Below are 18,823 nucleotides of genomic sequence, written 5' to 3'. Positions count from 1 at the left end.
GGAGCCGGCGGCCTGGCTTCATTCTTAACGTTGACCCAAAGCGACCGAGACCATGACAGCGGACAACGCTATTTTCATTCCGCCTTACAAGGCTGACGACCAGGATGTGGTCGTCGAACTGAACAACCGTTTTGGCGCCGAAGCATTTGTCGCCCAGGAAACCCGCACCGGCATGCCCGTGCTGTGGGTCAAGCGCGCCCAGCTCAAAGAGGTGCTCAGCTTCCTGCGTGGCGTGGCCAAGCCGTATAGCATGCTGTACGACCTGCACGGCGTCGACGAACGCCTGCGCACCCAGCGCCGTGGCCTGCCAGCCGCCGACTTCAGCGTGTTCTACCACCTGCTGTCGGTCGAGCGTAACAGCGACGTGATGATCAAGGTGTCGCTCAGCGAAGGCGACCTGAACCTGCCGACCGTGACCGGTATCTGGCCAAACGCCAACTGGTACGAGCGTGAAGTCTGGGACATGTTCGGCATCGACTTTGCCGGCCACCCGCACCTGAGCCGCATCATGATGCCGCCCACCTGGGAAGGCCACCCGCTGCGCAAGGACTACCCGGCCCGTGCCACCGAGTTCGACCCCTACAGCCTGACCCTCGCCAAGCAGCAGCTTGAAGAGGAATCGGCGCGCTTCAACCCGGAAGCCTGGGGCATGAAGCGTCAGGGCGCCAACGAGGACTACATGTTCCTCAACCTCGGCCCCAACCACCCTTCGGCGCACGGTGCCTTCCGTATCGTCCTGCAGCTGGACGGTGAAGAGATCGTCGACTGCGTACCGGACATCGGCTACCACCACCGTGGTGCCGAAAAAATGGCCGAGCGCCAGTCCTGGCACAGCTTCATCCCCTACACCGACCGTATCGACTACCTCGGCGGGGTGATGAACAACCTGCCGTACGTGCTCGCCGTAGAGAAGCTGGCCGGTATCAAGGTGCCGCAGAAAGTCGACGTGATTCGCATCATGCTCGCCGAGTTCTTCCGCATCACCAGCCACCTGCTGTTCCTGGGTACCTACATCCAGGACGTGGGCGCCATGACCCCGGTGTTCTTCACCTTCACCGACCGCCAGCGCGCCTACACCGTGATCGAAGCGATCACCGGCTTCCGCCTGCACCCGGCCTGGTACCGCATCGGTGGCGTCGCCCACGACCTGCCGCGCGGCTGGGACAAGCTGGTCAAGGACTTCGTCGAATGGCTGCCCAAGCGCCTCGACGAATACACCAAGGCTGCCCTGCAGAACAGCATCCTCAAGGGCCGTACCATTGGCGTTGCCGCGTACAACACCAAGGAAGCCCTGGAGTGGGGTACCACCGGTGCCGGCCTGCGTTCCACCGGTTGCGACTTCGACCTGCGGAAAGCCCGCCCTTACTCCGGCTACGAGAACTTCGAGTTCGAAGTACCGCTGGCCCACAACGGCGATGCCTACGATCGCTGCATGGTCCGTGTCGAGGAGATGCGCCAGAGTATCCGCATCATCGACCAGTGCCTGCGCAACATGCCGGAAGGCCCGTACAAGGCGGATCACCCGCTGACCACGCCGCCGCCGAAAGAGCGCACCCTGCAGCACATCGAAACCCTCATCACGCACTTCCTGCAAGTCTCGTGGGGCCCGGTCATGCCGGCCAACGAGTCGTTCCAGATGATCGAGGCGACCAAGGGCATCAACAGTTACTACCTGACGAGCGATGGCGGCACCATGAGCTACCGCACCCGGATTCGTACGCCGAGCTACCCGCACCTGCAGCAGATCCCTTCGGTGATCAAAGGCAGCATGGTCGCCGACCTCATTGCGTACCTGGGCAGTATCGACTTCGTTATGGCTGACGTGGACCGCTAAGCATGAACAGCACGCTTATCCAGACAGACCGTTTCGCCCTGAGCGAAACCGAGCGCTCGGCCATCGAGCACGAAATGCATCACTACGAGGACCCGCGCGCGGCGTCCATCGAAGCCCTGAAGATCGTCCAGAAGGAACGTGGCTGGGTGCCGGACGGCGCCATCCACGCCATCGGCGAAGTGCTGGGCATCCCTGCCAGCGACGTCGAGGGTGTCGCCACCTTCTACAGCCAGATCTTCCGCCAGCCGGTCGGCCGCCACATCATCCGCGTGTGCGACAGCATGGTCTGCTACATCGGCGGCCATGAATCGGTCGTCAGCCAGATCCAGAGCGAGCTGGGCATCGGCCTTGGCCAGACCACCGCCGACGGCCGCTTCACCCTGCTGCCGGTGTGCTGCCTGGGCAACTGCGACAAGGCCCCGGCGCTGATGATCGACGACGACACCTTTGGCGACGTACAGCCTGCTGGCGTCTCCAAACTGCTGGAGGGTTACGTATGACCATTACTTCCTTCGGCCCGGCCAACCGCATTGCGCGTACCGCCGAAACCCACCCGCTGACCTGGCGCCTGCGTGACGACGGCGAGCCGGTATGGCTGGCCGAGTACGAGTCCAAGAACGGCTACGCTGCGGCGCGCAAGGCGCTGGCGCAGATGTCGGCTGACGACATCGTGCAAAGCGTCAAGGACTCCGGCCTCAAGGGCCGTGGTGGTGCAGGCTTCCCCACTGGCGTGAAGTGGGGCCTGATGCCCAAAGACGAATCCATGAACATCCGCTACCTGCTGTGCAACGCGGACGAAATGGAGCCGAACACCTGGAAGGACCGCATGCTGATGGAGCAACAGCCCCATCTGCTGGTCGAGGGCATGCTGATCAGCGCCCGCGCCCTGAAGGCCTACCGTGGCTACATCTTCCTGCGTGGCGAATACACCACCGCAGCGAAAAACCTCAACCGCGCCATCGATGAAGCCAAGGCCGCAGGCCTGCTGGGCAAGAACATCCTGGGCAGCGGCTTCGACTTCGAGCTGTTCGTGCACACCGGTGCCGGCCGCTACATCTGCGGCGAAGAAACCGCGCTGATCAACTCGCTGGAAGGCCGCCGCGCCAACCCGCGCTCCAAGCCGCCCTTCCCTGCCGCCGTGGGCGTGTGGGGCAAGCCGACTTGTGTGAACAACGTCGAAACCCTGTGCAACGTGCCGGCCATCGTCGCCAACGGCAACGACTGGTACAAGTCGCTGGCCCGTGAAGGCAGCGAAGACCACGGCACCAAGCTGATGGGCTTCTCCGGCAAGGTGAAAAACCCGGGCCTGTGGGAACTGCCGTTCGGCGTCACCGCCCGCGAGCTGTTCGAAGACTACGCCGGCGGCATGCGTGACGGCTTCAAGCTCAAGTGCTGGCAGCCAGGCGGCGCCGGTACTGGCTTCCTGCTGCCCGAGCACCTCGATGCGCAGATGTACGCCGGCGGCATCGCCAAGGTCGGCACCCGTATGGGTACCGGCCTGGCCATGGCGGTGGACGACAGCATCAACATGGTGTCGCTGCTGCGCAACATGGAAGAGTTCTTCGCCCGCGAATCGTGCGGCTGGTGCACCCCCTGCCGTGACGGCCTGCCGTGGAGCGTGAAGATGCTGCGCGCACTGGAGAAAGGCCAGGGCCGCGCCGAAGACATCGAGACGCTGCTGGGGCTGGTCAACTTCCTCGGCCCAGGCCGCACCTTCTGTGCTCACGCACCCGGTGCCGTCGAGCCGCTGGGCAGTGCCATCAAGTACTTCCGCTCGGAGTTCGAGGCCGGTGTGGCGCCTGAAAGCGCTGGCACCCTGCGCCCGAACCTGGCGAAGCCGATCGTGGTCGGCGCATAACAAGACGATTAAGGCGGGTGGTCCGTGCCACTCGCCAGCTTGCCGACAGGCCCGAGTCCATCGAGGCGTGCCGCAAGCTCACCGATTTCCATTAGCCACGCCCGCTCACGCGGGCCAACGAAGAACTTTGAACAATGGCCACTATCCACGTAGACGGCAAAGCGCTCGAAGTCAACGGTGCAGACAACCTGTTACAGGCGTGTCTGTCACTCGGCCTCGACATCCCTTATTTCTGCTGGCACCCGGCGCTTGGTAGCGTTGGCGCCTGCCGGCAGTGCGCGGTCAAGCAGTACACCGACGAGAACGACACCCGTGGTCGTATCGTAATGTCCTGCATGACCCCTGCCTCCGACGGCACCTGGATCTCCATCGACGATGACGAGTCCAAGGCGTTTCGCGCCAGCGTCGTCGAATGGCTGATGACCAACCACCCGCACGACTGCCCGGTGTGCGAGGAAGGCGGTCACTGCCACCTGCAGGACATGACGGTAATGACCGGCCACAACGAGCGCCGCTACCGTTTCACCAAGCGTACTCACCAGAACCAGGACCTCGGCCCGTTCATCGCCCATGAGATGAACCGCTGCATCGCCTGCTACCGCTGCGTGCGCTACTACAAAGACTACGCCGGTGGTACCGACCTGGGCGTATACGGCGCCCACGACAACGTGTACTTCGGCCGCGTCGAAGACGGCGTGCTGGAAAGCGAGTTCTCCGGCAACCTGACCGAGGTCTGCCCGACCGGCGTGTTCACCGACAAGACCCACTCCGAGCGCTACAACCGCAAGTGGGACATGCAGTTCGCCCCGAGCATCTGCCACGGCTGCTCCAGCGGCTGCAACATCAGCCCGGGTGAGCGCTACGGCGAACTGCGCCGTATCGAGAACCGCTTCAACGGTTCGGTCAACCAGTACTTCCTGTGCGACCGTGGCCGCTTCGGCTATGGCTACGTCAACCGCAAGGACCGCCCACGCCAGCCACATCTGGCCGATGGCACCAAGTTGGGCCTGGACGCCGCCCTGGACAAGGCCGCCGACCTGCTGCGCGGGCGCACCATCGTCGGTATCGGCTCGCCACGCGCCAGCCTGGAAAGCAACTACGGCCTGCGTGAACTGGTCGGCGCCGACTACTTCTACGCCGGTATGGAAGCAGGCGAACTGGCCCGTGTGCGCCTGGCCCTGAACGTGCTGAACAACAGCCCGCTGCCAGTGCCGACCCTGCGCGACATCGAAGACCACGACGCTGTGTTCGTGCTCGGCGAAGACCTGACCCAGACCGCTGCCCGCGTTGCCCTGGCCGTGCGCCAGGCCACCAAAGGCAAGGCAGAGGCCATGGCCGAAGCCATGAAGGTGCAGCCGTGGCTCGACGCCGCCGTGAAGAACATTGGCCAGCACGCGCTGTACCCGCTGTTCATCGCCTCCCTGGCTGAAACCAAGCTGGACGACGTTGCCGAAGAGTGCGTACACGCCGCCCCGGCCGACCTGGCCCGCATCGGTTTCGCCGTGGCCCACGCCATCGACCCTAGCGCACCTGCCGTTGCCGGCCTGGACGACGAAGCCAAGGCCCTGGCCCAGCGCATCGCCGACGCCCTGGTCGCTGCCAAGCGCCCACTGGTGGTCGCCGGTACGTCCCTGGCCGACCCGGCGCTGATCGAAGCGGCCGCCAACATCGCCAAGGCCCTGAAGCTGCGCGAGAAGAACGGCTCGCTGAGCCTGGTGGTGCCTGAAGCCAACAGCATCGGCCTGGCCATGCTCGGTGGCGAGTCCATCGATGCTGCGCTGGACGCCGTCATCAGCGGCAAGGCCGACGCCATTGTCGTGCTGGAAAACGACCTGTACGCCCGCGTACCGGCCGCCAAGGTCGATGCAGCCCTGGCTGCGGCCAAGGTGGTGATCGTTGCCGACCACTCGAAAACCCCGACGGTCGACCGCGCCCACCTGGTGCTGCCGGCTGCCTCGTTCGCCGAAGGCGACGGCACCCTGGTCAGCCAGGAAGGCCGTGCCCAGCGCTTCTTCCAGGTGTTCGACCCGCAATACCTGGACAGCAGCATCCAGATCCACGAAGGCTGGCGCTGGATGCACGCCCTGCGTGCCACCCTGCTGAACAAGCCGGTCGACTGGACCCAGCTGGACCACGTCACCAGCGCCTGCGCCGAAGCTGCCCCGCAACTGGCCGGCATCGTCAACGCCGCCCCAAGCGCCGCGTTCCGCATCAAGGGCATGAAGCTGGCCCGTGAGCCGCTGCGCTACTCTGGCCGCACCGCCATGCGCGCCAACATCAGCGTGCACGAACCGCGCACCCCGCAAGACAAGGACACCGCGTTCGCCTTCTCCATGGAAGGCTACTCGGGCTCCGCCGAACCGCGCCAGCAGGTGCCGTTCGCCTGGTCGCCGGGCTGGAACTCGCCACAAGCCTGGAACAAGTTTCAGGATGAGGTCGGTGGCCACCTGCGTGCCGGTGACCCGGGCGTGCGCCTGATCGAGTCGCAAGGCGACCGCCTGAACTGGTTCAACGCCATTCCGGGTGCCTTCAACCCGGCCCGTGGCACCTGGACCGCCGTGCCGTTCTTCCACCTGTTCGGCAGCGAAGAAAGCTCCTCGCGCGCCGCCCCGGTACAAGAACGCATCCCGGCTGCCTACGTGGCCCTGGCCAAGTCCGAAGCCGACCGCCTGGGCGTCAACGACGGTGCCCTGCTGAGCCTGAACGTGGCCGGTGTGGCCCTGCGCCTGCCGCTGCGCATCAATGAAGAGCTGGGCGCAGGCCTGGTCGCGTTGCCGAAAGGCCTGGCTGGCATTCCGCCTGCCATCTTCGGTGCATCCGTCGAAGGTCTGCAGGAGGCAGCACAATGAGCTGGTTCACCCCCGAAGTAATCGACGTGATCCTCACCGTGCTGCGGGCCATCGTGGTCCTGCTGGCGGTGGTGGTCTGCGGCGCGCTGCTCAGCTTCGTCGAGCGCCGCCTGCTGGGCTGGTGGCAGGACCGTTACGGCCCGAACCGCGTAGGCCCGTTCGGTATGTTCCAGATCGCAGCCGACATGCTGAAGATGTTCTTCAAGGAAGACTGGAACCCACCTTTCGTCGACCGCGTCATCTTCACCCTGGCACCGGTCGTGGCCATGAGCGCCCTGCTCATTGCCTTCGTGGTCATCCCGATCACCCCGACCTGGGGCGTTGCCGACCTGAACATCGGCCTGCTGTTCTTCTTCGCCATGGCCGGCCTGTCGGTCTACGCGGTGCTGTTCGCCGGCTGGTCGTCGAACAACAAGTACGCCCTGCTGGGCAGCTTGCGTGCTTCGGCACAGACCGTGTCGTACGAAGTGTTCCTGGGCCTGGCGCTGATGGGCGTGGTGGTGCAGGTGGGCTCGTTCAACATGCGCGACATCGTTGAATACCAGGCCCAGAACCTGTGGTTCATCATTCCGCAGTTCTTCGGCTTCTGCACCTTCTTCATCGCTGGCGTCGCCGTGACCCACCGTCACCCGTTCGACCAGCCAGAAGCGGAACAGGAACTGGCCGACGGCTACCACATCGAGTATGCCGGCATGAAATGGGGCATGTTCTTCGTCGGTGAGTACATCGGCATCATCCTCATCTCGGCGCTGCTGGTAACCCTGTTCTTCGGCGGCTGGCACGGCCCGTTCGGCATCCTGCCGCAACTGTCGTTCCTGTGGTTCGCGCTGAAGACCGCGTTCTTCATCATGCTGTTCATCCTGCTGCGCGCCTCGATCCCGCGCCCACGCTATGACCAGGTGATGGACTTCAGCTGGAAGTTCTGCCTGCCGCTGACCCTGATCAATTTGCTGGTGACCGCTGCGATCGTGCTCTACAACACGCCAGCCGTCGCGGCCCAGTGAGGATTTGACCCATGTTCAAGTATATCGGCGACATCGTTAAGGGCACCGGCACACAGCTGCGCAGCCTGGCCATGGTGTTCTCCCACGGGTTCCGCAAGCGCGACACCCTGCAATACCCCGAAGAACCCGTGTACCTGCCGCCGCGCTACCGCGGCCGCATCGTCCTCACCCGCGACCCCGATGGCGAGGAGCGCTGCGTAGCGTGCAACCTCTGCGCGGTGGCCTGCCCGGTTGGCTGCATCTCGCTGCAGAAAGCCGAGACCGAGGACGGCCGTTGGTACCCGGAATTCTTCCGCATCAACTTCTCGCGTTGCATTTTCTGCGGCCTGTGTGAAGAAGCGTGCCCGACCACCGCGATCCAGCTGACGCCGGATTTCGAAATGGCCGAGTTCAAGCGTCAGGACCTGGTGTACGAGAAAGAAGATCTGCTGATCTCCGGCCCCGGCAAGAACCCTGACTACAACTTCTACCGTGTTGCGGGTATGGCCATCGCTGGCAAGCCGAAAGGCTCTGCGCAGAACGAAGCCGAGCCGATCAACGTGAAGAGCTTGCTCCCATAAGGACAGAAAGATGGAATTCGCTTTCTACTTCGCATCCGGGATCGCCGTGGTCTCCACCCTTCGGGTGGTGACCGGTACCAACCCCGTGCACGCCTTGCTTTACCTGATCATTTCGCTGATTTCCGTGGCCATGATCTTCTTCTCCCTGGGTGCGCCGTTCGCCGGCGCCCTGGAAGTGATCGCCTACGCCGGCGCCATCATGGTGCTGTTCGTGTTCGTGGTGATGATGCTCAACCTGGGGCCGGCTTCGGTCGCCCAGGAACGGGGCTGGCTCAAGCCCGGCATCTGGGTCGGGCCAGTGATCCTCGGCGCCCTGCTGCTGGCAGAACTGCTGTACGTGCTGTTCGTCACCCCGAGCGGTGCTGGCATCAGCGGTACCACCGTGGGCCCGAAAGCAGTGGGTATCAGCCTGTTCGGCCCTTACCTGCTGGTGGTCGAACTGGCGTCGATGCTGCTGCTGGCTGCAGCCGTCACCGCCTTCCACCTGGGCCGCAACGAGGCGAAGGAGTAAATCATGGGTGCTATCCCTCTCGAGCACGGTCTGGCAGTCGCCGGCATCCTGTTCTGCTTAGGTCTGGTTGGCCTGATGGTCCGCCGCAACATCCTCTTCGTACTCATGAGCCTGGAAGTCATGATGAACGCCTCTGCCCTGGCGTTCGTCGTCGCCGGTGCCCGTTGGGTCCAGCCCGACGGCCAGGTGATGTTCATTCTGGTGATCAGCCTGGCAGCCGCCGAGGCCAGTATTGGCCTGGCCATCCTGCTGCAGCTGTATCGCCGCTTCCACACTCTCGACATCGATGCTGCCAGTGAGATGCGCGGATGAACCTTCTCTTCCTGACTTTCGTCTTCCCCCTCGTCGGCTTCCTGCTGCTGTCGTTCTCGCGCGGGCGGTTCTCGGAGAACCTGTCCGCCCTGATCGGCGTCGGCTCGGTGGGCCTTTCGGCCGCCACCGCCGCCTATGTCATCTGGCAATTCAACGTCGCCCCGCCTGAAGGCGGCGCGTACAGCCAGCTGCTGTGGCAGTGGATGTCGGTAGACGGCTTTGCGCCGAACTTCACCCTGTACCTGGACGGCCTGTCGGTCACCATGCTGGGCGTGGTCACTGGCGTGGGCTTCCTGATCCACCTGTTCGCGTCCTGGTACATGCGTGGCGAAGCCGGCTACTCGCGCTTCTTCTCGTACACCAACCTGTTCATCGCCAGCATGCTGTTCCTGATCCTGGGCGATAACCTGCTGTTCATCTACTTCGGCTGGGAAGGCGTGGGCCTGTGCTCGTACCTGTTGATCGGTTTCTACTACAGCAACCGCAACAACGGTAACGCGGCACTCAAGGCCTTCATCGTCACCCGTATCGGCGACGTGTTCATGGCCATCGGCCTGTTCATCCTGTTCGCCCAGCTGGGTACCCTGAACGTGCAGGAACTGCTGGTGCTGGCACCGCAGAAGTTCCAGGCGGGCGACACCTGGATGGTGCTGGCAACCCTGATGCTGCTGGGCGGTGCGGTCGGTAAATCGGCCCAGCTGCCACTGCAGACCTGGCTGGCCGACGCGATGGCAGGCCCGACCCCGGTTTCGGCACTGATCCACGCCGCGACCATGGTAACCGCGGGTGTGTACCTGATCGCCCGTACCAACGGCCTGTTCCTGCTGGCGCCGGACATCCTGCACCTGGTAGGCGTTGTCGGCGGTGTGACCCTGGTACTGGCCGGCTTCGCCGCGCTGGTACAAACCGACATCAAGCGTATCCTCGCCTACTCGACCATGAGCCAGATCGGTTACATGTTCCTGGCCCTGGGCGTCGGTGCCTGGGACGCGGCGATCTTCCACCTGATGACCCACGCCTTCTTCAAGGCCCTGCTGTTCCTTGCCTCCGGTGCGGTGATCGTTGCCTGCCACCACGAGCAGAACATCTTCAAGATGGGCGGTCTGTGGAAGAAACTGCCGCTGGCCTACGCCAGCTTCGTGGTCGGTGGCGCTGCCCTGGCTGCACTGCCAATCGTGACCGTGGGCTTCTACTCCAAGGACGAGATCCTCTGGGAAGCCTTCGCCAGCGGCAACACCGGCCTGCTGTACGCCGGCCTGGTGGGTGCGTTCATGACCTCGCTGTACACCTTCCGCCTGATCTTCATCGCCTTCCATGGCGAAGCCAAGACCGAAGCCCACGCCGGCCACGGCATCAGCCACTGGCTGCCACTGGGCGTGCTGATCGTGCTGTCGACCGCCGTCGGCGCCTGGATTCACCCGCCGCTGGCAGGCGTGCTGCCTCAAAGCGCCGGCCATGCCGGTGGCGAAGCCAAGCACGCGCTGGAGATCACCTCCGGTGCCATCGCCATCGCCGGTATCCTGCTGTCCGCCCTGCTGTTCCTGGGCAAGCGCACCTTCGTCAGCGCAGTTGCCAACAGCGGCATCGGCCGCGTCCTGTCGGCCTGGTGGTTCGCCGCCTGGGGCTTCGACTGGATCTACGACAAGCTCTTCGTCAAACCGTACCTGCTGATCAGCCACATCCTGCGCAAGGACCCGGTTGACCGCAGCATCGGCCTGATCCCTCGCATGGCGCGTGGCGGCCACGTCGCCATGAGCAAGACCGAGACAGGCCAACTGCGCTGGTACACCGCCTCTATCGCCGTGGGTGCCGTGCTGGTGCTCGGCGCTGTGGTAGTGGCTGCGGTATGACTATGAATCTTGCGACTTTGCCAAAGGAAACCAACCCGTCATGATTTTGCCTTGGCTGATCCTGATCCCCTTCATCGGCGGCTTCCTGTGCTGGCTGGGCGAGCGCTTCGGCGCCACCCTGCCGCGCTGGATCGCGCTGCTGACCATGTCCCTGCTGCTCGGCATCGGCCTGTGGCTGTGGGGCACCGGCGACTACACCCTGGCCCCCGCTCCGGGCGCCGAACCTGCGTGGGCCGTGGAATACAAAATCCAGTGGATCCAGCGCTTCGGCATCAGCATCCACCTGGCCCTCGACGGCCTGTCGCTGCTGATGATCCTGCTCACCGGCCTGCTCGGTGTGCTGTCGGTACTGTGTTCCTGGAAAGAAATCCAGCGCCACGTCGGCTTCTTCCACCTCAACCTGATGTGGATTCTCGGCGGCGTGGTCGGTGTGTTCCTGGCCCTGGACCTGTTCCTGTTCTTCTTCTTCTGGGAAATGATGCTGGTGCCGATGTACTTCCTCATCGCGCTCTGGGGTCACAGCTCGGCAGACGGCAAGAAAACCCGGATCTACGCGGCGACCAAGTTCTTCATCTTCACCCAGGCCAGCGGCCTGATCATGCTGGTGGCGATCCTGGGCCTGGTGCTGGTCAACTACAATACCACCGGCGTGCTCACCTTCAACTACAGCGACCTGCTCAAGGCCGAGCTGCCAGCCGGTGTCGAGTACGTATTGATGCTGGGCTTCTTCATCGCCTTCGCGGTGAAGCTGCCAGTGGTGCCGTTCCACTCCTGGCTGCCTGACGCTCACGCCCAGGCACCGACCGCAGGCTCCGTGGACCTGGCGGGTATCTTGCTGAAGACTGCGGCCTACGGCCTGCTGCGCTTTGCACTGCCGCTGTTCCCGAACGCCTCGGCAGAGTTCGCGCCCATCGCCATGACCCTGGGCCTGATCGGTATCTTCTACGGTGCCTTCCTGGCCTTCGCACAAACCGACATCAAGCGCCTGATCGCCTTCTCCAGCGTCTCGCACATGGGCTTCGTGCTGATCGGCATCTACTCCGGCAGCCAGCAGGCCCTGCAAGGCGCGGTGATCCAGATGCTGGCCCACGGCCTGTCGGCCGCCGCACTGTTCATCCTGTCCGGCCAGCTGTACGAGCGCCTGCACACCCGTGACATGCGCCAGATGGGCGGCCTGTGGCACCGCATCGCCTACCTGCCGGCCATCAGCCTGTTCTTCGCGGCGGCATCGCTGGGCCTGCCAGGTACCGGCAACTTCGTCGGCGAGTTCCTGATCCTGATCGGCAGCTTCGTGCATGTGCCGTGGATCACCGTGATCGCCACCACCGGCCTGGTCTTCGGTTCGGTGTACTCGCTGATCATGATCCACCGCGCTTACTTCGGCCCAGCCAAGTCCGACACCGTGCTGGCCGGCATGGACGGTCGCGAGCTGGTCATGGTGCTGGGCCTGGCGGTGTTGCTGATCCTGCTGGGCGTGTATCCGCAGCCGTTCCTCGACACCTCTGCCGCCACCATGAGTGGTGTGCAGCAGTGGCTCGGTTCCGCTTTCACTCAACTCGCTTCGGCCCGGTAAGAGCGCTATGGAATTCACCACTCAACACTTCATCGCATTGGCGCCGATGCTGATCACCACCATCACCACGGTGGTGGTGATGCTGGCGATCGCCTGGAAGCGCAACCACTCGCAGACCTTCCTGCTGTCCACCGTGGGCCTGAACCTGGCCCTGCTGTCGATCCTGCCGGCGCTGAAGGTCGCGCCGCTGGCGGTCACCCCGCTGATCACCATCGACAAGTTCGCCTGCCTCTACATGGCGATCATCCTGGTGGCGACGCTGGCTTGCGTCACCCTGGCCCACGCCTACCTGGGCGAAGGGTCCAAGGGCTTCCCGGGCAACCGTGAAGAACTGTACCTGCTGCTGCTGATGTCGGCCCTGGGTGGCCTGGTGCTGGTCAGCGCCAACCACCTGGCCGGCCTGTTCATCGGCCTGGAGCTGCTGTCGGTACCGGTCTACGGCCTGGTGGCGTATGCCTTCTTCAACAAGCGATCACTGGAAGCCGGCATCAAGTACATGGTGCTGTCGGCTGCCGGTTCCGCCTTCCTGCTGTTCGGCATGGCCCTGCTGTACGCCGATGCCGGTAGCCTGAGCTTCGACCAGATCGGCAAGGCACTGGCAACCACCAGCATGCCAAGCCTGGTGGCCCAGCTGGGCCTGGGCATGATGCTGGTCGGCCTGGCCTTCAAGCTGTCGCTGGTGCCGTTCCACCTGTGGACTCCGGACGTGTACGAAGGCGCCCCGGCACCGGTCGCCGCGTTCCTGGCCACCGCCAGCAAGGTAGCGGTATTCGCCGTGGTCGTGCGCCTGTTCATGCTCTCCCCTGCTGCCAGCAGCGGCGTGCTGAGCACCGTACTGGCAGTGATCGCCGTCGCTTCGATCCTGATCGGTAACCTGCTGGCGCTGACCCAGAGCAACCTCAAGCGCCTGCTCGGTTACTCGTCCATCGCCCACTTCGGTTACCTGGTCATTGCCTTGGTCGCCAGCAAGGGCCTGGCCCTGGAGGCCATGGGCGTGTACCTGGTCACCTACGTGATCACCAGCCTGGGCGCATTCGGTGTCATCACCCTGATGTCCTCGCCATACGGCGGCCGTGACGCCGATGCGCTGTACGAGTACCGCGGCCTGTTCTGGCGCCGTCCGTACCTGACCGCAGTACTGACCGTGATGATGCTGTCGCTGGCGGGTATCCCGCTGACCGCTGGCTTCATCGGCAAGTTCTACATCATCGCCACCGGCGTCGAGTCGCACCTGTGGTGGCTGGTCGGTGCGCTGGTGATCGGTAGCGCCATCGGCGTGTACTACTACCTGCGCGTCATGGTCACCCTGTACCTGGTCGAGCCGAACCTGCGTCGCCACGACGCCCCGCTGAAGTGGGAACAGCGCACCGGTGGCGTCATGCTGCTGGCCATTGCCATTCTCGCCTTCGTGCTGGGTGTGTACCCGCAGCCACTGCTGGAACTGGTTCAGCAAGCCGGCCTGCAACTGATCGGCTGATTACCCCGGCAGTTTCGGCAAAACAAAACACCCCGCCTAGGCGGGGTGTTTTTTTATCTGCACGTTTTATTGCCTGTACCCGACGGTGCCTCACCCAAGCGGGCTACCCTGGCCTGTACCCGGCAAGGCGGCCTTGCGCAAATCACCATTGGCTGAAGGCAGGTAGACTTCCGGGTTGGGCATACCGCTCGGGGAGAGTTCGTGGGTCATTTCGAATTCGGCCCGCACTGACCAGCCACACGCCTCGGTGGTGCATTGCAAATAAGCGATCCGCAGGAAAATATGGCGCCCTTCGCTAGTGCGTATGCGCATACGGCTGTGGCAATGCGGACAAACCAGCTTGTAAGTACTCACGGCAAGTACCTGCTAGCATTGACCAGGCAGGCCTGTGTGTAAGTATTGGCTGCAACTATGGGTGTATTCTTCAATTTGGTGGTTCTCATTGCAGAAATGCTCCTTAAAACGCAGGGCTGTATTCATAACGAGTAGTTTAAGCCCATGGAATATCATTAAACCAGTCATGGATATTTGTTATGAGTACTCACGTACTTGCCGAGGTGCTCACGCGCCTCAAGCTTCTTACCCGCTCCCAGTCCGACGCCGACCTGTCCCGTGCACTTTCCATCAGCCCGCAAACACTCAGTAGCTGGAAGGTGCGCGACAGCATCCCGTACGCACTTTGCGTGGAGATTTCCAGGCAGCATGCATGCTCCCTGGACTGGCTACTGCTGGGTGAAACGGCACAGCGGCCCGGGCACGAATGTGAAGCCGGCTGGGAGGGCGACGTGCTCGAACGCCTGCGCGCACTCTCACCGGACGATCGCCACACCATCCTGTTGCTCATCAAGGACAAGCAACGTATCCAGCAGCTGGAACAACAATTGAGCGAACTGCGCAGCCAGCTACCCCAGGCCACCGGCAGCTAACCCCGGCGGCGCCAACGCTGTATGAGCTCGCGTGGGTCGAGCGTATCCAGCCAGACCATGACCTTGAGGCTGATGGGGATGACCACCACGGCGGCCACGAATGCCGCCATGCCTCGGGTCAGCAAGGGTGCCAGCGATGAAACCAGCGGCTCGAACAGGTGCCCCACCCCCACGGTCACGAACACCAGCAGCAATTTCTTGCCCAGCGTCAGGCGTCTGGTTGCATTGGTGATCAACCGGTCACGCGCAGCACTCACCAACAAGGCCCCTAGCAAAGCAGCGAACAACACACTGCCATCAACGCCCAACAGTTCGAGCAGCGACGAGGCAAAGCGGTCGATAAAGGACTCCTCAGGCATGGGCAGCACTCCGGCGGGAAGTCGGCAGGTACGCGCTCGAGCCAAGGCTGTACATGACCGCAGCTTCGACAAAACGGATGTAGCACACCCGCAAAGCGCGCCCCTGGTCGTGCCCGGCCACATCCTCAAGGCGCTTGTAACCGCGCTCCCGCAGCACTGCGCGCCAACGCGCGAACTCCCGTGCAGCATCAATGGCGGCGCAACGTGCAGCCACCTCCAGCACGGCCTCACTGACGGGCCGCTGCAAGTTCAGGCGTTCGCGTAGCCTGCCCAGGTCTACCCGGGGCCAGAACGGGTCATGGCTATCGGCATAGCGTGGCAGTACAGGTTCGTTGCTCATGCCCTACCCCTCACTGTTCGGCCAGCATGCCGTAACGAATGGCCTTGATTACCGCAGCCACCCGGGTAGGCACGTCGAATTTGCGCAGGATGTTGGACACATGGAAGTTCACCGTCGACTCCTTGCAGTCAAGGATCCGGCCAATCTCCCACGAGCTTTTGCCGTAGGCGCACCACAACAGCACTTGCCGTTCACGAGGCGTCAGGCGAACCGGGGCGTCCGCCGGGGGTTGCTGCAGGTGTCGTGCGTTGTCAGTCATGCTTGTACTCCACGGGTGATTGAGCGAGGCATCGCTGCCGATCTGCAGTCACCTTACGAAGCGCATGCTGCCTCCCTCCACCGCTGTGGCTTGTAAAGAACTTTCGTACAAAACCGTCTGACGAAGGTTACGCAAGATTTGCTGACTTTCTTCGTGCTCCGGGCAGCATTTCGCTCGTCTCAACGCCGTTGTCCATTCGCCTTTCGCCTGGAGTCGTACAATGCGTTCCGATTTACCCCTCTCGTCCTGCCTCGGTCTGCTGGCTGCCTTGGCTGCCAGCCAGCCCGCCTTGGGGGCATCCTCGGTCGAACTGGGCCAGGTGCTGATCACCGATGAGGAGCAGAACGACTTGACGGCAGCCAGCGAACGCCTGCGCGAAGTACCAGGCGCCAGCAACCTGGTGGACATGCAGCGCGTGGGACAAGGCCGTGTCGCCAGCAACCAGGACGTGCTCGCCTACCAGCCAGGGGTGTTCGCCCAATCTGCGGGCAACGACGGCATCAAGCTGTCGATCCGCGGCTCGGGCATCAACCGCGCGCCAGGTGCGCACGGCTCCGGGGTGTATACGATGTTCGACGGCCTGCCCTTGACCGGCCCGGGCGGCACGCCCTATGAGCTGTTCGAGCCGCTATGGCTCAGCCGCGCCGAAGTGCTGCGCGGCGCCAATGGCTTCGACCAGGGCGCCCTGGCGCTCGGCGGCGCCATCAACTACGTCACCCACACCGGCTACGACGCCGCGCCGTTGCAAGTGCGCTATGAGGTCGGCAGCCGTGGCTACCAGCACCGGCATATCAGCTCCGGCCAGGTGCTGGGCAACCTCGACTACTACGTGGCCCTGACCAATTCCGAATATGACGGCTACCAGGCACACAGCAGCGGCAGCGCCAAAGGCATTGCCGCCAACATCGGCTATCGCTTCAACCCCAACCTGGAAACCCGCTTTTACCTGCGCTACCGGGAAACCGAAAACGAACTGGCCGGGCGCCTGACCAAGGACCAGATCAAGCACCACCCACGCGCGGCCAACCCGGCCTACCTGGCCCGTGACGACAGCCGCCCGCAACCGGGCAGCACCTGGGTCGGCAACAAGACCACCTTCTACCTCGACGACGATGCGCGCCTGGAAGCCGGGCTGGTCTACCACGACTACCCGATGGACCTGCGTGAAGGCCCGATGCGCCTGAAGGTGGCCTACACCGATGTCAGCGGTACGCTGAACTACTCGCGCCGCGACACCCTGTTCGGCCACGAGAGCAAGACCACCGTCGGCTGGCGTACTACCAAGCACCTGCCCAACAGTGGCGCGTCACAGTTCGCGCGCAGTGGTGACGTGTTCGGTCCACGCACCCGCGACTTCACCTATCAGGGCTCGGACACCGTGCTGCATGTCGGCAACGACCTGGAACTGGTCCCCAACCTGTGGCTGACCACTGGCCTGGCGATGATCTACACCCGTCGCGAGAGTGACGTGACCTACCCTGCCGAAGGCGGCAAGGTGAGCATGCATGACTGGGACTACGCGCCACGCCTGGGCCTGCGCTACGACATCCGCCCGGACCTGCAGGTGTACGGCAACCTCAGCCGCTCGGTCGAACCGCCGCATCCGTGGTCGCTGATCTGGAGCGCACCCAGCACGGGTGGCAAGCAGATCCAGCCGATCGAGATGCAGAACCAGACGGCAACCACTCTGGAGCTGGGCGCGCGTGGCGATTCGGCGCTAGGCCGCTGGGACCTCGCCTGGTACTACTCGCAGGTGCGTCACGAACTGCTGGCCGTGGAAGTGGTGCCAAACTTCACCTCGGAGTTCAATGCCAGCGCCACCGTGCACCAAGGCGTGGAAGCGGGCCTGGACAGCACCCTGTGGGAACGCAGCGGCACCGGCAGGCTCAGCCTGCGCCAGGCCTACACCTTCAGTGACTTCCACTACCGCGATGACGACACGTTCGGTGACAACCGCCTGCCGGGCATCCCCATGCACTACTACCAGGCCGAGTTGCGCTATGACTGGCCGAGCGGGTTCTATGCAGGGGTGAATACTCAGATGGCGTCCAAGGTGCAGGTGGACTACGCCAACAGCTACCACGCCGATGAATATGCCTTGCTGGGTGCACGGGTGGGCTGGGATTCACCGAAACAGGACTGGCAGACCTGGCTGGACCTGCGCAACCTCACCAACAAACGCTATGCCGCCACGGTGACGCCGACCTACAACGATGCCGGCAAGGACAATGCCCGTTCGACGCCGGGTGAAGGATTTGGCGTGTATGCGGGCGTTTCCTACAGCTTCCGCTAAACAGCTGGGGCCGCTGCGCGGCCCATCGCCGGCAAGCCAGCTCCCACACCGACCGCAACAACTTCAGGCCCTGTGCAGTACCTGTGGGAGCTGGCTTGCCGGCGATGGGCTGCGCAGCAGCCCCAATGAAATTAGCCCCGGATGAGCAGGTATCAAACCGCCCTGTTCAACTTCACCCACGAAGCAAACTTGTCGACAAACGCCTGCAAGAACGGCCGGGTCTTGTCGTTGAGCTTGCCCGAGTCCTCGAACAGGCTTGCTGCGCCGCCGATATAGGCCTCAGGCATCTGCATGCACGGCATGTCCAGAAACACCAACGACTGACGCACAGCATGGTTGGCACCAAAGCCGCCAATGGCCCCCGGCGACACACTCACCACCGCCGTCGGCTTTCCGCTCCAGGCACTTTGCCCGTAGGGCCGCGAGCCCACATCAATGGCATTTTTCAGACAGCCCGGCACCGAGCGGTTGTATTCCGGCGTGACGAACAGCACGGCATCACTGTCGCGGATCTCTTTGCGAAAACGCTCCCACGCCTTGGGCACCGCTTCGGCCTCGACGTCCTCGTTGTACAACGGCAAATCGCCAATCTCGACAATCTTCAGGGCTAGGCTGGACGGCGCCAGCTCCGAAAGTGCGCGGGCGACCTTGCGGTTGTAGGACTCCTTGCGCAAGCTGCCGACGACAACCGCTACCGAATACACCTGGCTCATGGCAATTTCCATCCTGTGCTGGGTAAAGGGAAGTTCTAGTTATAGATGACCGTTCCTCGGTACTTTGGTTTTTTTTCCTCATGGCGAAAACTTCCGAGGCTGTTG

The 18,823-nt window shown here is 63.4% G+C and carries 18 protein-coding genes; 13 read left to right on the top strand and 5 right to left on the bottom strand.

Annotated features, from left to right (window positions below; translation table 11 throughout):
- Positions 1–52: 52 nt before the first annotated feature.
- The 11 genes from nuoC to nuoN all read left to right on the top strand — a co-directional run bounded on the left by nuoC (position 53) and on the right by nuoN (position 13,828).
- Entirely contained in the window at positions 53–1,834 is a 1,782-nt protein-coding gene (gene nuoC / locus N436_RS07075) for an NADH-quinone oxidoreductase subunit C/D (RefSeq protein ID WP_012273293.1), read from the top strand.
- A 2-nt stretch (positions 1,835–1,836) separates the two neighbouring features.
- The gene (gene nuoE / locus N436_RS07070; RefSeq protein WP_003251433.1) at positions 1,837–2,334 is read left to right on the top strand and encodes an NADH-quinone oxidoreductase subunit NuoE; all 498 of its coding nucleotides are present in this window, start codon (positions 1,837–1,839) and stop codon (positions 2,332–2,334) included.
- The gene (nuoF, locus tag N436_RS07065; protein ID WP_105946544.1) at positions 2,331–3,692 is read left to right on the top strand and encodes an NADH-quinone oxidoreductase subunit NuoF; all 1,362 of its coding nucleotides are present in this window, start codon (positions 2,331–2,333) and stop codon (positions 3,690–3,692) included. The genes nuoE and nuoF overlap by 4 nt, the downstream gene beginning before the upstream one ends.
- 134 nt (positions 3,693–3,826) lie before the next feature.
- Positions 3,827–6,541 carry an NADH-quinone oxidoreductase subunit NuoG gene (gene nuoG, locus N436_RS07060; RefSeq protein WP_110740683.1) on the top strand — a complete coding sequence of 905 codons (2,715 nt, stop codon included), beginning with the start codon at positions 3,827–3,829 and terminating at the stop codon, positions 6,539–6,541.
- A complete protein-coding gene (gene nuoH / locus N436_RS07055; protein WP_003251440.1) occupies positions 6,538–7,545 on the top strand; it encodes an NADH-quinone oxidoreductase subunit NuoH in 1,008 nt (335 codons plus the stop codon). The genes nuoG and nuoH overlap by 4 nt, the downstream gene beginning before the upstream one ends.
- 11 nt (positions 7,546–7,556) lie before the next feature.
- Entirely contained in the window at positions 7,557–8,105 is a 549-nt protein-coding gene (gene nuoI, locus N436_RS07050) for an NADH-quinone oxidoreductase subunit NuoI (RefSeq protein WP_003251442.1), read from the top strand.
- Positions 8,106–8,115: 10 nt separating this feature from the next.
- A complete protein-coding gene (gene nuoJ / locus N436_RS07045) occupies positions 8,116–8,616 on the top strand; it encodes an NADH-quinone oxidoreductase subunit J (protein ID WP_016711598.1) in 501 nt (166 codons plus the stop codon).
- Positions 8,617–8,619: 3 nt separating this feature from the next.
- Positions 8,620–8,928: an NADH-quinone oxidoreductase subunit NuoK gene (gene nuoK / locus N436_RS07040; protein ID WP_003251446.1), complete on the top strand. Its 309-nt coding sequence runs from the start codon at positions 8,620–8,622 to the stop codon at positions 8,926–8,928.
- Positions 8,925–10,778, top strand: a complete 1,854-nt coding sequence (nuoL, locus tag N436_RS07035; protein WP_110740682.1) for an NADH-quinone oxidoreductase subunit L — start codon at positions 8,925–8,927, stop codon at positions 10,776–10,778. The genes nuoK and nuoL overlap by 4 nt, the downstream gene beginning before the upstream one ends.
- Before the next feature lie 40 nt (positions 10,779–10,818).
- Entirely contained in the window at positions 10,819–12,351 is a 1,533-nt protein-coding gene (gene nuoM / locus N436_RS07030) for an NADH-quinone oxidoreductase subunit M (protein WP_060497816.1), read from the top strand.
- Positions 12,352–12,358: 7 nt separating this feature from the next.
- Positions 12,359–13,828, top strand: coding sequence for an NADH-quinone oxidoreductase subunit NuoN (gene nuoN / locus N436_RS07025; RefSeq protein WP_012273301.1), 1,470 nt, complete (start codon positions 12,359–12,361; stop codon positions 13,826–13,828).
- A gap of 90 nt (positions 13,829–13,918) precedes the next feature.
- On the opposite strand, the gene N436_RS07020 is transcribed toward nuoN, so the two are convergent.
- A complete protein-coding gene (locus N436_RS07020) occupies positions 13,919–14,182 on the bottom strand; it encodes an ogr/Delta-like zinc finger family protein (RefSeq protein WP_028699011.1) in 264 nt (87 codons plus the stop codon).
- Positions 14,183–14,361: 179 nt separating this feature from the next.
- On the opposite strand from N436_RS07020, the gene N436_RS07015 reads away from it, so the two are divergent.
- A complete protein-coding gene (locus N436_RS07015; RefSeq protein ID WP_105946541.1) occupies positions 14,362–14,754 on the top strand; it encodes a helix-turn-helix domain-containing protein in 393 nt (130 codons plus the stop codon).
- Here the strand turns inward: N436_RS07015 and N436_RS07010 are convergent.
- From N436_RS07010 to N436_RS07000, 3 genes are read right to left on the bottom strand one after another with little or no spacing between them, the layout of a single operon-like run.
- Positions 14,751–15,113: a hypothetical protein gene (locus N436_RS07010; RefSeq protein WP_110740681.1), complete on the bottom strand. Its 363-nt coding sequence runs from the start codon at positions 15,111–15,113 to the stop codon at positions 14,751–14,753. The two genes, N436_RS07015 and N436_RS07010, sit on opposite strands and share 4 nt — an antisense overlap.
- Complete coding sequence (locus N436_RS07005) at positions 15,106–15,453, bottom strand: head completion/stabilization protein (protein ID WP_105946539.1); 348 nt, start codon at positions 15,451–15,453, stop codon at positions 15,106–15,108. The genes N436_RS07010 and N436_RS07005 overlap by 8 nt, the downstream gene beginning before the upstream one ends.
- A gap of 10 nt (positions 15,454–15,463) precedes the next feature.
- The gene (locus N436_RS07000; protein WP_105946538.1) at positions 15,464–15,712 is read right to left on the bottom strand and encodes a helix-turn-helix domain-containing protein; all 249 of its coding nucleotides are present in this window, start codon (positions 15,710–15,712) and stop codon (positions 15,464–15,466) included.
- Between the two features lie 220 nt (positions 15,713–15,932).
- Here N436_RS07000 and N436_RS06995 point away from each other — a divergent pair, with 220 nt between their 5' ends.
- Complete coding sequence (locus N436_RS06995) at positions 15,933–18,005, top strand: TonB-dependent receptor domain-containing protein (RefSeq protein ID WP_110740680.1); 2,073 nt, start codon at positions 15,933–15,935, stop codon at positions 18,003–18,005.
- A 152-nt stretch (positions 18,006–18,157) separates the two neighbouring features.
- Here the strand turns inward: N436_RS06995 and chrR are convergent, their stop codons facing one another.
- Positions 18,158–18,718: a class I chromate reductase ChrR gene (gene chrR / locus N436_RS06990; RefSeq protein WP_104834297.1), complete on the bottom strand. Its 561-nt coding sequence runs from the start codon at positions 18,716–18,718 to the stop codon at positions 18,158–18,160.
- Positions 18,719–18,823: the final 105 nt, after the last annotated feature.

The sequence above is a fragment of the Pseudomonas sp. RV120224-01b genome (assembly GCF_003208145.1).
GTDB lineage: Bacteria > Pseudomonadota > Gammaproteobacteria > Pseudomonadales > Pseudomonadaceae > Aquipseudomonas > Aquipseudomonas monteilii.
The sequence above is the reverse complement of the archived record's forward strand: the minus strand, read 5'-3'. Positions and strand labels throughout refer to the sequence as shown.

What these genes read in the sequence shown, in the direction of transcription:
- nuoC (WP_012273293.1), top strand. Translation starts at nt 53, where the DNA reads ATGACAGCGGACAACGCTATTTTCATTCCGCCTTACAAGGCTGACGAC.
- nuoE (WP_003251433.1), top strand. Translation starts at nt 1,837, where the DNA reads ATGAACAGCACGCTTATCCAGACAGACCGTTTCGCCCTGAGCGAAACC.
- nuoF (WP_105946544.1), top strand. Translation starts at nt 2,331, where the DNA reads ATGACCATTACTTCCTTCGGCCCGGCCAACCGCATTGCGCGTACCGCC.
- nuoG (WP_110740683.1), top strand. Translation starts at nt 3,827, where the DNA reads ATGGCCACTATCCACGTAGACGGCAAAGCGCTCGAAGTCAACGGTGCA.
- nuoH (WP_003251440.1), top strand. Translation starts at nt 6,538, where the DNA reads ATGAGCTGGTTCACCCCCGAAGTAATCGACGTGATCCTCACCGTGCTG.
- nuoI (WP_003251442.1), top strand. Translation starts at nt 7,557, where the DNA reads ATGTTCAAGTATATCGGCGACATCGTTAAGGGCACCGGCACACAGCTG.
- nuoJ (WP_016711598.1), top strand. Translation starts at nt 8,116, where the DNA reads ATGGAATTCGCTTTCTACTTCGCATCCGGGATCGCCGTGGTCTCCACC.
- nuoK (WP_003251446.1), top strand. Translation starts at nt 8,620, where the DNA reads ATGGGTGCTATCCCTCTCGAGCACGGTCTGGCAGTCGCCGGCATCCTG.
- nuoL (WP_110740682.1), top strand. Translation starts at nt 8,925, where the DNA reads ATGAACCTTCTCTTCCTGACTTTCGTCTTCCCCCTCGTCGGCTTCCTG.
- nuoM (WP_060497816.1), top strand. Translation starts at nt 10,819, where the DNA reads ATGATTTTGCCTTGGCTGATCCTGATCCCCTTCATCGGCGGCTTCCTG.
- nuoN (WP_012273301.1), top strand. Translation starts at nt 12,359, where the DNA reads ATGGAATTCACCACTCAACACTTCATCGCATTGGCGCCGATGCTGATC.
- N436_RS07015 (WP_105946541.1), top strand. Translation starts at nt 14,362, where the DNA reads ATGAGTACTCACGTACTTGCCGAGGTGCTCACGCGCCTCAAGCTTCTT.
- N436_RS07010 (WP_110740681.1), bottom strand. Translation starts at nt 15,113, where the DNA reads ATGCCTGAGGAGTCCTTTATCGACCGCTTTGCCTCGTCGCTGCTCGAA.
- N436_RS07005 (WP_105946539.1), bottom strand. Translation starts at nt 15,453, where the DNA reads ATGAGCAACGAACCTGTACTGCCACGCTATGCCGATAGCCATGACCCG.
- N436_RS07000 (WP_105946538.1), bottom strand. Translation starts at nt 15,712, where the DNA reads ATGACTGACAACGCACGACACCTGCAGCAACCCCCGGCGGACGCCCCG.
- N436_RS06995 (WP_110740680.1), top strand. Translation starts at nt 15,933, where the DNA reads ATGCGTTCCGATTTACCCCTCTCGTCCTGCCTCGGTCTGCTGGCTGCC.
- chrR (WP_104834297.1), bottom strand. Translation starts at nt 18,718, where the DNA reads ATGAGCCAGGTGTATTCGGTAGCGGTTGTCGTCGGCAGCTTGCGCAAG.